This is a genomic window from Marinomonas phaeophyticola, from assembly GCF_026966905.1.
In the GTDB taxonomy this organism is placed as follows: Bacteria; Pseudomonadota; Gammaproteobacteria; order Pseudomonadales; family Marinomonadaceae; genus Marinomonas; species Marinomonas phaeophyticola.
Window position 1 is genome coordinate 81548 of record NZ_JAPUBN010000016.1, and the last position, 12306, is coordinate 93853.

Sequence of the window (12306 nt, forward strand, 5' to 3'; positions counted from 1 at the left end):
AAGCTTTCGCTTAATTTAGAGCTAAAGCATGTTAACCATTGGAACAAGCACTCATCCTAGACCTCATAATGAGGCACTCTTTCTGTTAATGCACCGTGGTAGCATTTTAACCACAATAGAATCACATGACTTCCTTGTAACCATTGATCAATTTCAGCCTGAAGCAGAATCCCAACCGGTTTTTTGCGGCGAATGGCATGGCAAAGACGTTTTTGCGTGCCTACTTAAATCCGTTCCACCTAGCTTCCAAGAAACCGATTTTAGAGAGCTACTCTTTTCTCAGGACGAAGCTGGATATTACCTACTCAGCCGGTCAAGACAACTTGCTACCTGGGATGCTGATCATCAGTTTTGTGGTCGCTGCGGAACCTCTTTCAATAAGAGGCACGATACGGAACACACCAAAATTTGCCCAAAATGTAACTTAAGGCACTACCCTCGCATTTCACCCTGCGTAATCGTAGCCATACGTAAAGAAAACCAAATACTGCTTGCAAGAGGCATCCATTCACCACCAAATCGATTCAGTAATATTGCCGGTTTTGTTGAGGCGGGAGAAAGCTTAGAACAAGCCGTAGTAAGAGAAGTAAATGAAGAAGTAGGTATTGAGGTGACAAATATTCAGTACACGTCAAGTCAACCTTGGTCATTCCCACATCAACTTATGGTTGGTTTTTTAGCCGACTACGTTAGTGGGGAGATTATAGCGGCACCAGGAGAAATTGCCGAAGCTGGCTGGTATAATATTGATCAATTGCCACCCATCCCGCCACCAGCAACCATCTCAGGACAAATAATTTTAGAGCAGATTGAAAGAATTAAACAATCACAATAGCATTCCAAAAGTATAAAAAAGCCCATATATGGTTAAGTACATGGGCCTTTTTTATACATTATGTCACCGCTCGCCAGTTACAACCTTATAGCAAGGAATATATTCACTTCCAGGTAATTTCATTCGCTGCTGTGATACAAAAGCCTGTAGTAATAAATCCAGTTTTGCTAATAAGGCTTTATCACCATGAATTTCGAAAGGTCCATGTTCCTTAATATAAGACACCCCATTCGCTTTAACATTACCAGCCACAATAGAAGAAAACGCTCTTCTTAAATCTGCAGCTAACAAATGCACGGGCTGATCAAAATTAAGATTCAAAGCCGCCACTCTCTCATGATTTGGCTCGAACGGTCGCTGAAACTCCTCAGGAATATGCAGTTTCCAGTTATAATAAAACGCATCATGATGAAGTCTACGGTATGCTTTAACCTCATCCATTCCGTCCTTCATAACCTTAGCAACAGTCGACTCATCATCTATGATAATTTGATATTTCGCTTGCGCTTCTTTACCTAATACTTCACCAATAAACTCATGTATTTGTTCAAAGTAGGACGCACTTTCTTTTGGCCCAGTAAAGACTACAGGAAAGGGGATATTGTCATTTTTAGGGTGTAACAAAATACCTAATAAGTACAATATTTCTTCTGCTGTACCAGCCCCACCAGGAAAAACAATAATGCCATGCCCTGCTCTTACAAACGCTTCTAAACGTTTTTCAATATCCGGCATAATAACCAATTGATTTACAATTGGATTAGGAGATTCAGCAGCAATAATTCCCGGTTCTGTTAGCCCTAGATAAACACCGTCTTTAATTCGTTGTTTCGCATGTGCAATGGCCGCGCCTTTCATCGGTCCTTTCATTGCGCCAGGACCACAGCCTGTACAAATATTCAAATCTCGTAAGCCTAATTCATGACCTACTTTTTTCGTATAATCGTATTCGTGTCGAGCAATAGAATGCCCACCCCAACAGACAATTAAATCCAAATCATCAGAACGCCTAAATACATTTGCATTCCGTAATAGTTCAAAAACCACATTGGTAATTTTATCTGAGCTCGCGTCGGCTAACCCTCTGGCTAAATTGTATTCGTGGTGCGTGAAAATAATATCGCGCAACACTGAAAACAGCATTTCACGGACACTACGAATCATTTTACCATCAACAAAAGCACTACTAGGGGCATTAATTAATTGCAGCTTAACGCCCCTTTCCTGCTGAATAATCCGTATTTCAAAGTCATTAAACTCATCCATTACGGCCTGAGCATCGTCAGAATCGCTGCCACAATTTAAAATGGCGAGAGAACAGCGACGAAACAACTCATGCAACTGACCTGAGTCTTCAGATATACGAGAGATCTCATCTTGTGATAGCATTTCAAGTGCACCTTTTGGTGCAACAAGCGCATTAACGCGATCTTGATACTGCATGATCGCCTCCTTTTACAAAGCGTTTAATTGAAAGATTATAGTGATACCAGCAAGCACTTTTATCAAGTCATAAAAAAACCGCTTTCGCGGTTTTATAGTTGATTCAATACGTATTCTGCAGAACTCACATTAAATTCACCAGGTTCATCCAGCCATAACTGACCGACAATACCATTATCTACCAGCATGGCGTAACGTCGGCTACGAATACCCATTTTAGCCGTTGAGATATCGAGCTCTAACCCCATTGATTTAGTCAGTTCAGCGAGGCCGTCTGCAGCCATAGTAATATGTTCGGCATTATTCGCTTTACCCCATGCATCCATAACAAAGACATCATTTACTGATAAGCACATGAGCTCATCGATACCTTTTTCTTTAAATGCATCTGCATGAGCAACAAACCCTGGTAAATGACTCACGCTGCAAGTTGGCGTAAATGCTCCAGGAACAGCAAACAACACCACTTTTTTACCCGCAAAGAAATCCGTTACATTAATAAATTCAGGTCCGTTTTCCCCCATTATTTGAAACTGACCTATTGGCAACATATCCCCAATCTGAATTGACACTGATTTTCTCCCAGTTAAATAATCACGACGGTTAGATTATTCATCTAAAAGCGTGAACAGTCTACATTTAACGGATAGTAAACTGTTTTAATAAATCTTGTTGATGACTCGCCAGTTTTTCTAAGCCATCACTATCTTGGGCCGTTTTAACTGCGGCTAGTGATGCCTGCTCTGACATATCAGCAATATGATGAACACTTTGGCTAATTTCTGTTGCTACCGCCGACTGCTGTTCTGCTGCCGTTGCAATTTGCGTAGTTAAATCTCTTATATCTGATACGAAACCTTGCATTTCTTGCAATGAGACACCGACTTCTTGAGCTTTGGTGACACTTTCATAGGCGCTAGAACAGCTTCTAGACATGCTAGAAACAGTCCCTTTGACACCATTCTGCAACTCAACAATGACACGTTGAATTTCTTCCGTCGAACTATGCGTCCGATTTGCCAGTGTTCTAACTTCATCCGCCACAACCGAGAATCCTCGCCCTTGCTCACCCGCTCGAGCGGCTTCAATAGCGGCATTCAATGCAAGAAGGTTCGTCTGTTCAGCAATACCTTGTATTACTTCAAGAATTTTACCAATACTCTGGGAATGCTCATCTAGTACATTCACCATTTTTGCAGAGCTTTCAATTTCACGAACCAACACTTCAATCTCTTTTACATTGGCATCCATTTGGTGCCTATTATCAAGTGCCTTTTGGTCCACCAACTGAACTTGACGCAACGCGGTTTCAGAGCTTTTCGCCACTTCCTGTACTGTCGCCGCCATTTCTGTCATGGCCGACGCAACACTCGTCGTTTGCTCATTCTGTGCATTCATTAAAGATTTAGATTCATTTGCTAATCGAGAACTATTTTGAGCCGAACTAGACACTTCAGATGAGGCCTTACTAATGTCTTTCATCACCCCTTCCAGTCTATCAACCAGATCATTAACCCAATTAGACAGTTCTCCTAACTCGTCTTTAGAAGACACCTTTACTCGCTTAGTAAAGTCTCCTTGAGCAATTTTACCCAATACAGACATAACCTCACTTAAAGGACGCTTGATACTGCGACTGACCCACAAAGCCACAAGAGCCGCAATCGCGATTGAAATAAGCACAATGGCGAACGACAGTAATCTAGAGAAATCGGCTGCGCCCGAAGCGTCGTCACGAGACTCATCTCTAACATCGTCCGCTAATGACAATAAATTATCTGTATTCTGAGAAATCACACTCATTATATTTGAAAGCTGCTTAGCATTCTCAACCGATTTTTCCTGCATCGCCAAGAAGTTTCTATAACGCATAATCACACCTTCATCAGGAATAACCGCGTCTTCAACTTCTTGGATTAGAATCTCAATATTTTCATCTTGTACGTGCTTCATTTTATTATGCACATCACCAAACAAGCGCACCAATGATGTATACAATACGTCGAGGTATTCTAAATCCTTTTGATCAAAGTAATCATTGACTGTTGCCTGCATACTTTGCATTTGCGTAGTCATATAAATCGCCGCAAACATAACTTCAGAATCAGAAGACTCCGTTAATATTTGAAGATCTTCAATGGCAAATAAAATCGAATCCTTTAAATCCAGCTTTTTCTCTAACACAACAGCATTATTCTCAATCATTGATTTATGATTAACAAAAGCCGCCTGGGCAATACTGTAAAACTTATTTGCCTCGGTTTCTAACAAAGTCAACTCTGACGACATTTTAGATCGATTTTTAATCAATCCAGCTAACTTTTGAGAGCGCTCAATAAACATATCTTTACGAGAAGAGAACTCATTTTCTAACAATTTAATTTCATCAGTATCGCTGCTCAGCAAAAACCTCAACATTATCGAATTAGACAACATTAATTCATCTTTAACCTGATTACTTGTCATGACAATGTCTGCCACTTCACCGGTGACAACATCAAGCTTTTCCTCAACTTGCTTAAGCCCAAAGAAACCCGCGCTGGCAACAACGACTATTAACAGCACTAGAACAGCAAAACCGCTCAAGATTCGTTGTATTACAGATAAAGACATTAGGCACCCCTTCAAGGCAAATCAATTAATACGATCCGTTAAACGATCACTCGACAACGATTAAAACATAGCATATAAAAAAGTACTTTATATTAAACAAAACAAATGTATACAATCTTAGCTAGAATGAAATAGTAATTTCAAAAACATAAAAAAGCGAACTTTTGTACTACTAATGTCTCTATATCCTGTTCATTTGGTCATTTAATTTATTTAAGCACTTCAATCTGTTAAATTTCCATTCCCATACACCATACAAAATATGTGCCGCAAACTTATGGAACAACCTTTATACGAAAAAATTGCCAACCAAATAGAACAACAAATTTTAGATGGTGTTTTTTTATCTGGCACAAAAATCACTTCCGTAAGAAAATGCAGCAGCCAACTGAATGTCAGTGTGGCAACCATTCTACAAGCCTATAGCCTTTTAGAAGATCGTGGCGTTATTAAAGCGCAACCACAGAAAGGCTACTATGTTCAAAATATTTTACCTAGTCCTAAGTCGGCGGAAACACTCCCTTCACCGATAAAAATAGATACCGTCCCAACCCTAATTAATAAACTACTGCATACATCGCAGGATGATTCTATTATCCAGTTTGGCGCGGCTATTCCAGAAGGTCAATTCTTACCTATCAGGCAGTTACAAAGGTCGGTAGGAAGACTCATGCGGCTAGAGCCAGAGATTTGCGCCGCTTATGAGTTTACCCCTGGCGCACTGAGTTTACGTAGACAGATTGCGATTAGAATGCTGGACTCTGGCTGTAAAATTCAACCTAGTGATATTACCATCACTCTAGGTTGTCAAAATGCCATCATGCATGCCCTACAAGCCGTTACTAAAGCTGGGGACACTGTCGCCGTCGAGACACCAACCTATCATGGCATACTCCAAGCCATTGATGTCTTGAACTTACAGGCCATCGAAGTTCCTTGTCATCCAAACTCTGGTATCGACTTACAGCACTTAGAAACGGCGTTAAATAACTGGGATGTAAAGGCTTGCTTGGTAACACCCAATAATCAAAACCCAACAGGTTCTTCGCTAGCAAAAGCCAGTCGTGAGAAGTTATTACAGATATGCCACCAGCATAACACCACCATCATTGAAGACGATGTATATGGTGAATTAAGCTATGAAAACAAACGAGAGAATTCCTTATTATCCTACACAGAGTATAAAAACGTCATTTACTGTAGCTCTTTTTCAAAAAGCATTGCTCCGGGATTCCGAGTTGGTTGGATCATTGGAGGGCTACAACAAGAAAGAATTGAGCACTATGCATCCGTTCAGTCTCTCGCTATTCCTACGTTAACTCAAAGAGCTATCGCTAATTTCTTAGAAAATGGCGCTTATGACAGGCACCTAAGAAAGACACGTCAAGCCTATGAAGAAAATCTGCACCGTTGTAGAGCCCTAATTTCCAAGTACTTCCCAGAAGGCACCACGATCTCCTCTCCTTCCGGAGGGTTTTTATTATGGATTACACTTCCTAAAGATATTAATGCATTAGAACTTCACAAACGCGCTCTGTCAGAGGGAATTGGCACCATTCCAGGTCTGGTGTTTAGCATTACACCAAAATTCACACATCACCTGAGAATTAGCTATGCGATCTCTTGGAATAACAGAACCGATACGGCAATAAAGAAAATTGGGGAGCTTTGCCAAACTCAACAACAAGAAAAATAAAGGTTTTTTTACTAATCGTCACAAAATAAAAGTCACTTATTAGTGGCAAGTTTCCTCATTTTGTAATATCCCTAATAAGGTAAAAACAAAATACAGACTCATTATAAGATGAGCTTATATTTATTCTATAAATTAAACTTATTTTAACCTGTACAGACAGTGCAAAAAGCGTACAATTCGCACTCTTTTTTAAATTAATCGCCCTAACGGCCGATAGTTTTATTATCATCTTAATTACTGGCATTTGTGATGGAATTTGTTGATCATCCCCAAGACATACCACTTCAAATTAAAGAAGTTAATGATCGAATGTTTCCTGAGACTTCTTTTGATAGAGTGGGTTTTGTTGGCATCACGTGGCAATCAAAACGCGCTTACGCAATGGGTCAAGCGGTACAGATCACCTTGAAAGAAATCGACCCTAATTTCTGCGTTACAGGAAGGGTTGTTTGGTGTGATAATCAACAAGACAGTTTTAAGATTGCTATCGAGTTTCCAGAAAAAGAAGATTGCTTCTGTGTTCGAATGATCGAACAGTTATCTCAAATAGAGCATTATCGACGCCAAGCAAAAACACAAGGCAGACGCCTCAACTACAACGAAGCCGCGGCAGAATGGATCAATAAGTTTGCCGCATCCTTCCCAGCTTTTACGATTTAATCTTTATGAATTCAGTTCTTAGTCAAGATCAACTTGACATCATACGCTCACAACTCGGTCGTGACCCTAATGGTATTTCGGCTATCGCACACTCTTCACCAAATAACATTCCACAAGTATTGCAAATGGAAAGTTGGGTTTTTAATCAACCTTTCCCTACTCTTTATTGGCTTTCCAGTAAGGCCATTGATAAAGCGCTTGCACGTATAGAAAGCCTAGGTGTCGTGAAAGAGTTAGAACAACGCATCAAAGATAATCCTGAGTTAAGAGACGCGCACCATCAATCTCACCGGGATTATATCCAAAGACGCTGGGATGCCATGACCCCAGAGCACAAAAAAATAATTGAAGACAGAGGCTTTTCAAGTTTATTTGAAAAATTAGGTATTGGAGGCATAGCTAATTGGGATCAAGTTCGATGTTTACACATGCAATACGCACATCACCTCGCTGGAGACAATGTCATAGGTCGAATATTAGATGAAGAATACGGAATCCGAGCTATTGCTGACGCTGAATGAAAAATAAAAAAGGACCTTTAACGGTCCTTTTTTCATCATGTTGTTAACTATTTCTTTAACCAAGCTTTTAATTCATCTGCTGATTTTGTTTGGGAAAGCCCTTCTCGAAGTTTGTTAAAAGCAGCGGCAGCAACTACTGGTCGGGATGCATAGGTAGTTAAAGCGCCACCAGTCCAACCTGCCAGCTTCAAAGCCTCTTTTTTAAATGTATTCCCTGCTACGCCATGACCGCCTAGTAATAATAAGGCATCTTCAATATCTAAGTAGCTTGGTCTTTCAGCACCAAACTTCATAAAGTCGTCTTGTTCAACTGCATCAAATTTATTTGTCATGAATAAGAATCCTATCTCTTAAAATATCCATTAAAGTTATATATAACCGATCAAATAAACAAGTTTTTTCAAACAAGAAAAAGAAAAATAAACATAAGCCTCTCTAAACTGACTAACGACTATATTACTCCGGTTTTGTTTTTACACGACCAATAGCCTCTAACCAACCAGAATACAAAGCATTGCGTCTATCTTCATCCATTTTCACATCAAACACTTGATCAACACGCCATAATTCAGAAATCTCATCTATTGATTGATAAACACCCACATGTAAACCAGCAAGAAAAGCGGCGCCCAAAGCCGTTGTTTCCGTTACTTTAGGTCGCTCGACACGAATACCTAAGATATCAGACAGGAACTGGACAACAAGATCATTAATTACCATGCCACCATCTACTCGAAGCGAGCTAAATTGAGCCCCATCTTGCTCCATCGCACCAACTAAGTCTTTTGTTTGATAACAGACAGAGCGCAACCCAGCACTGACTATGTCCGCCACACTGGTATCTCGAGTTAACCCCACCATTGCACCACGAGCATCAGGGTCCCAATAAGGAGCACCTAAACCAGTAAAGGCAGGCACTAAGTAAACAGAGTCATCATTATTTGCACTTTCTGCTAGTGCCTTTGTTTCTTTTGCATCCGTGAATAACTTCAAACCATCACGCAGCCATTGAATCGCCGCCCCGGCAATAAAAATACTGCCTTCTAATGCATAAGTCACTTTACCATTTAGACGATAACCAACCGTGGTGAGCATTTTATGTTCAGATTTAAGTGCCTTATCGCCGGTATTGATAATCATAAAGCAGCCCGTTCCATAAGTGCTTTTTACCATCCCAGGTTCAAAACACGCTTGTCCGATTAAAGCGGCTTGCTGATCTCCCGCCATCCCCGTAATAGGAATCGCGGCACCAAGGATATTGACATCACTGACACCAAAATCTGCACTACAATCCATGACTTCGGGGAAATTAACCCCTTCAATTCCAAGCAAGGCAATCAACTCCTCATCCCATTCTTGCGAATGAATATTAAAAGCCATTGTTCTAGCCGCATTTGTGGCGTCCGTTTTATGAGACTGGCCATTCGTTAGACGCCATAAAAGAAACGAATCCACAGTACCAAACATAAGGTTTCCCTTATCTCTTAATACAATGGCTTCAGGTACATTATCCAGTATCCAACGAATTTTCGTAGCCGAAAAATAAGGATCTATCAACAAACCAGTTTTAGCTTGTACCTTATCGCTTAAGTCTTGATCGACTAGAGACTGACAAAACTTACTGGTGCGTCGATCCTGCCACACAATGGCATTATAGACAGGCTTACCCGTTTCCTTATCCCAAAGCAGTGTAGTTTCACGCTGATTAGTGATGCCAATAGCGGCTATCTCTTGAGCATGTAAGCCTGTATCCTTGAGCACTTTTACACATACAGAAAGGGTAGACGACCAAATTTCTTCTGGATTATGCTCTACCCAACCATCATTAGGGAATATTTGCGTAAATTCCTCTTGAGCTTGACCAATGCGCTTTCCTTTAGCATCAAAAACAATTGCTCTGCTACTAGTTGTTCCTTGGTCTATTGCCAGAATATAATTTGCCATATCGTCGCCTCTTAATTGCTGCGTATATACTAAGTAAGTTTCATTTTTATTATTTTCGAACATGAAATGTTCAAGTTTGAATACTGCATATTAAAACCACTGCAGCCAATGATAGCAAGTTAAAAAAATTTAGGAGTGTTTTACTCAATGGGTCAACAAACTCGACAAGAGAAAATAGTCTCTTTAGTTCAAGAGCAAGGCTACATAAGCATAGATGATTTGGCGGCTCATTTTAAAGTGACTCCTCAGACTATCCGCCGAGACATCAACGCTCTTGCTAAAACCAATCAAATTCGCCGCCATCATGGTGGAGCCAGTTATGATTCAAGTACCAGCAACGTTTCCTATGCTCAACGCCAAGTTTTAAGCCACGATGCAAAACATGCAATAGCGAAACGTATTGCGGCGGAAATCCCAGATAATGCCTCTTTGTTTATCAACATAGGTACCACGACAGAAACCGTCGCTAAGGCATTATTGCAGCATTCAGGCCTACAAATCATCACGAATAACCTTAATGTTGCGACTATTCTTAGCAGTAAAGAAGACTTTACCGTCATTGTTGCTGGCGGGAAAATTCGTTCCCGTGACGGCGGCATCATGGGAGAAGCCACTATCGACTTTATCAGCCAATTTAGAGTGGACTACGGCATCATAGGTATCAGCGGCATCGACCCAAACGATGGTTCTTTATTAGATTATGACTATCAAGAAGTTCGCGTTGCACAAAGTATCATAAAGAACTCTCGCACCATATTTTTAGCGGCTGATCACGCTAAATTCGGTCGCAATGCCGTCGTTCGATTAGGAAATATTACTCAAGTAGATAGATTATTCACGGATCAAGCACCACCACAAGCGATCCAAAAACTTCTAATCGAAAATAATATTGACCTAGAGATCTGCCCTTAATATTCGGTCTTGAAGTAAACATAATAAATTAAGCAAATTTTGGTCGTTTTTCACGCGATTCTTGCTTATACACGTCGCTTGGTTTACTCTTTCACCTTACAAAATGTTCGTTTTAGAACATTCATATTCAAATTCGATAATTAATAGGTGTTGCACGATGTCTAGTACGCATTTCGATCTTTTTGTTGTTGGTGGTGGGATTAACGGCACAGGTATCGCCGCAGATGCGGCCGGAAGAGGCTTAACCGTCGGTCTATGCGAAATGAACGACCTAGCAAGCGCAACATCATCCAACAGTAGTAAATTAATACATGGCGGTTTACGCTATTTAGAGCACTATGAATTTCGCCTAGTAAGGGAAGCATTGAGTGAACGCGAAGTACTATTAAAAATAGCGCCACACATTGTGACACCAATGCGTTTTCAAATGCCTCACAGACCTCATCTAAGACCCGCTTTCCTGATTCGTCTAGGGCTCTTCTTGTACGATCACCTAGGTAAGCGTGAAGCCCTGCCCGGTTCGAAAGGTGTAAAATATGGTGCCGCCAGCCCATTAAAAAGCGAAATAACACAAGGGTTCGAATATTCAGACTGCTGGGTTGACGACGCTAGATTGGTTGTACTCAACGCCTTATCAGCACAGAAACACGGAGCCAAAATTTTAGATCGTACTCGTTGTGTTGGTGCAAAACGAGTAAATGGCAAATGGCAAATCGAACTTCAAAAAGAAAACTCGGATGAAATTATTCACGTTACAGCAAACGGGCTGGTTAATGCGGCAGGTCCCTGGGTTTCCTCTTTCATCCAGACAGGTCTAAAACAGAAAGCGCCCTATGGTATTCGTATGATTAAGGGTAGTCACATTGTTGTTCCTAAGCTTTACTCTGACTCAAACGCCTTTATCATGCAAAATGAAGATAAACGCATCGTTTTTGCTATTCCATATCGTGAAAACTATACCCTTATTGGTACAACGGACGAGGAATACAAAGGCGACCCGTCAAAAGTCGCTATTTCTCAAGAAGAAACCGATTACATCTTATCAGTTGCCAATAAACACTTTAAAAAGCAACTCACAAAAGAAGACGTTGTGTGGAACTATTCTGGTGTGAGGCCATTACTTGAAGATGAATCCAGCGACGCTTCTGCTGTCACTCGAGATTACACCTTACATGTGGCTGACGAAAATGGCAAAGCACCGCTGTTGAGTATTTTTGGAGGAAAAATAACCACTTACCGTAAACTTGCCTTGTCAGCAATGGAAGACTTACAAAAGTACTATCCGAACTTAGGTAGCCCATGGACAGATAAAGAAGCACTACCTGGCGGCAATTTAAACGGCAGCCTAAGTGATTATGCCGCCACACTAAAACAGCGTTATCCATTCTTGACGCTAGCACTAGCAAAACGCTATGCCAATAGTTACGGCACCTTAAGCGAACGTTTCTTAGCCGATAAAGTAAGTATAGAGGAACTAGGAGAAGACTTTGGCCAGTCCCTATACCAAGCAGAAGTTGACTATCTTGTTGATCATGAGTGGGCCCATACAGCAAAAGACATTCTTTGGAGAAGAACAAAGCTCGGTATTGAATTTACCGATACAGAAGTGGCTAGGCTAACGGCTTATCTAGAGTCGAAATAAACGGAAAACGAGGCTATAAAAAAGTGCTGCCATCTACACA

Annotated in this window: 11 protein-coding genes; 6 read left to right on the plus strand and 5 right to left on the minus strand. The window is 40.8% G+C overall.

The window, feature by feature from the left end:
- Positions 1-28 precede the first annotated feature (28 nt).
- Positions 29-835, plus strand: a complete 807-nt coding sequence (gene nudC, locus O1D97_RS10960) for an NAD(+) diphosphatase (protein WP_269125546.1) — start codon at positions 29-31, stop codon at positions 833-835.
- Between the two features lie 63 nt (positions 836-898).
- On the opposite strand, the gene ppnN is transcribed toward nudC, so the two are convergent.
- The 3 genes from ppnN to O1D97_RS10975 form a co-directional block, all read right to left on the minus strand.
- Positions 899-2278: a nucleotide 5'-monophosphate nucleosidase PpnN gene (gene ppnN / locus O1D97_RS10965; protein ID WP_269125548.1), complete on the minus strand. Its 1380-nt coding sequence runs from the start codon at positions 2276-2278 to the stop codon at positions 899-901.
- 92 nt (positions 2279-2370) lie between these two features.
- The gene (locus tag O1D97_RS10970; protein WP_269125550.1) at positions 2371-2850 is read right to left on the minus strand and encodes a peroxiredoxin; all 480 of its coding nucleotides are present in this window, start codon (positions 2848-2850) and stop codon (positions 2371-2373) included.
- A gap of 67 nt (positions 2851-2917) precedes the next feature.
- A complete protein-coding gene (locus O1D97_RS10975) occupies positions 2918-4891 on the minus strand; it encodes a methyl-accepting chemotaxis protein (RefSeq protein WP_269125552.1) in 1974 nt (657 codons plus the stop codon).
- A 277-nt stretch (positions 4892-5168) separates the two neighbouring features.
- Between O1D97_RS10975 and O1D97_RS10980 the strand changes: the two genes are divergently transcribed.
- The 3 genes from O1D97_RS10980 to O1D97_RS10990 all read left to right on the plus strand — a co-directional run bounded on the left by O1D97_RS10980 (position 5169) and on the right by O1D97_RS10990 (position 7768).
- Positions 5169-6587: an aminotransferase-like domain-containing protein gene (locus O1D97_RS10980; protein WP_269125553.1), complete on the plus strand. Its 1419-nt coding sequence runs from the start codon at positions 5169-5171 to the stop codon at positions 6585-6587.
- A 249-nt stretch (positions 6588-6836) separates the two neighbouring features.
- Entirely contained in the window at positions 6837-7247 is a 411-nt protein-coding gene (locus O1D97_RS10985) for an energy transducer TonB (protein ID WP_269125554.1), read from the plus strand.
- A gap of 5 nt (positions 7248-7252) precedes the next feature.
- Entirely contained in the window at positions 7253-7768 is a 516-nt protein-coding gene (locus O1D97_RS10990; protein WP_269125556.1) for a DUF501 domain-containing protein, read from the plus strand.
- A 47-nt stretch (positions 7769-7815) separates the two neighbouring features.
- On the opposite strand, the gene O1D97_RS10995 is transcribed toward O1D97_RS10990, so the two are convergent.
- Positions 7816-8100: a hypothetical protein gene (locus O1D97_RS10995; protein ID WP_269125558.1), complete on the minus strand. Its 285-nt coding sequence runs from the start codon at positions 8098-8100 to the stop codon at positions 7816-7818.
- 124 nt (positions 8101-8224) lie between these two features.
- On the minus strand, positions 8225-9712 hold the full coding sequence (glpK, locus tag O1D97_RS11000) for a glycerol kinase GlpK (RefSeq protein ID WP_269125559.1): 1488 nt from the start codon (positions 9710-9712) through the stop codon (positions 8225-8227).
- Between the two features lie 147 nt (positions 9713-9859).
- On the opposite strand from glpK, the gene O1D97_RS11005 reads away from it, so the two are divergent.
- Positions 9860-10624, plus strand: coding sequence for a DeoR/GlpR family transcriptional regulator (locus O1D97_RS11005; RefSeq protein WP_269125561.1), 765 nt, complete (start codon positions 9860-9862; stop codon positions 10622-10624).
- 157 nt (positions 10625-10781) lie between these two features.
- On the plus strand, positions 10782-12266 hold the full coding sequence (gene glpD / locus O1D97_RS11010; protein WP_269125562.1) for a glycerol-3-phosphate dehydrogenase: 1485 nt from the start codon (positions 10782-10784) through the stop codon (positions 12264-12266).
- Positions 12267-12306: the final 40 nt, after the last annotated feature.

Bases quoted from the DNA above. Each gene is read 5' to 3' on its own strand.
- O1D97_RS10985 (WP_269125554.1), top strand. From the start codon at position 6,837: ATGGAATTTGTTGATCATCCCCAAGACATACCACTTCAAATTAAAGAA.
- O1D97_RS11005 (WP_269125561.1), top strand. From the start codon at position 9,860: ATGGGTCAACAAACTCGACAAGAGAAAATAGTCTCTTTAGTTCAAGAG.
- O1D97_RS10995 (WP_269125558.1), bottom strand. From the start codon at position 8,100: ATGACAAATAAATTTGATGCAGTTGAACAAGACGACTTTATGAAGTTT.
- O1D97_RS10990 (WP_269125556.1), top strand. From the start codon at position 7,253: ATGAATTCAGTTCTTAGTCAAGATCAACTTGACATCATACGCTCACAA.
- O1D97_RS10980 (WP_269125553.1), top strand. From the start codon at position 5,169: ATGGAACAACCTTTATACGAAAAAATTGCCAACCAAATAGAACAACAA.
- nudC (WP_269125546.1), top strand. From the start codon at position 29: ATGTTAACCATTGGAACAAGCACTCATCCTAGACCTCATAATGAGGCA.
- O1D97_RS10975 (WP_269125552.1), bottom strand. From the start codon at position 4,891: ATGTCTTTATCTGTAATACAACGAATCTTGAGCGGTTTTGCTGTTCTA.
- glpK (WP_269125559.1), bottom strand. From the start codon at position 9,712: ATGGCAAATTATATTCTGGCAATAGACCAAGGAACAACTAGTAGCAGA.
- glpD (WP_269125562.1), top strand. From the start codon at position 10,782: ATGTCTAGTACGCATTTCGATCTTTTTGTTGTTGGTGGTGGGATTAAC.
- ppnN (WP_269125548.1), bottom strand. From the start codon at position 2,278: ATGCAGTATCAAGATCGCGTTAATGCGCTTGTTGCACCAAAAGGTGCA.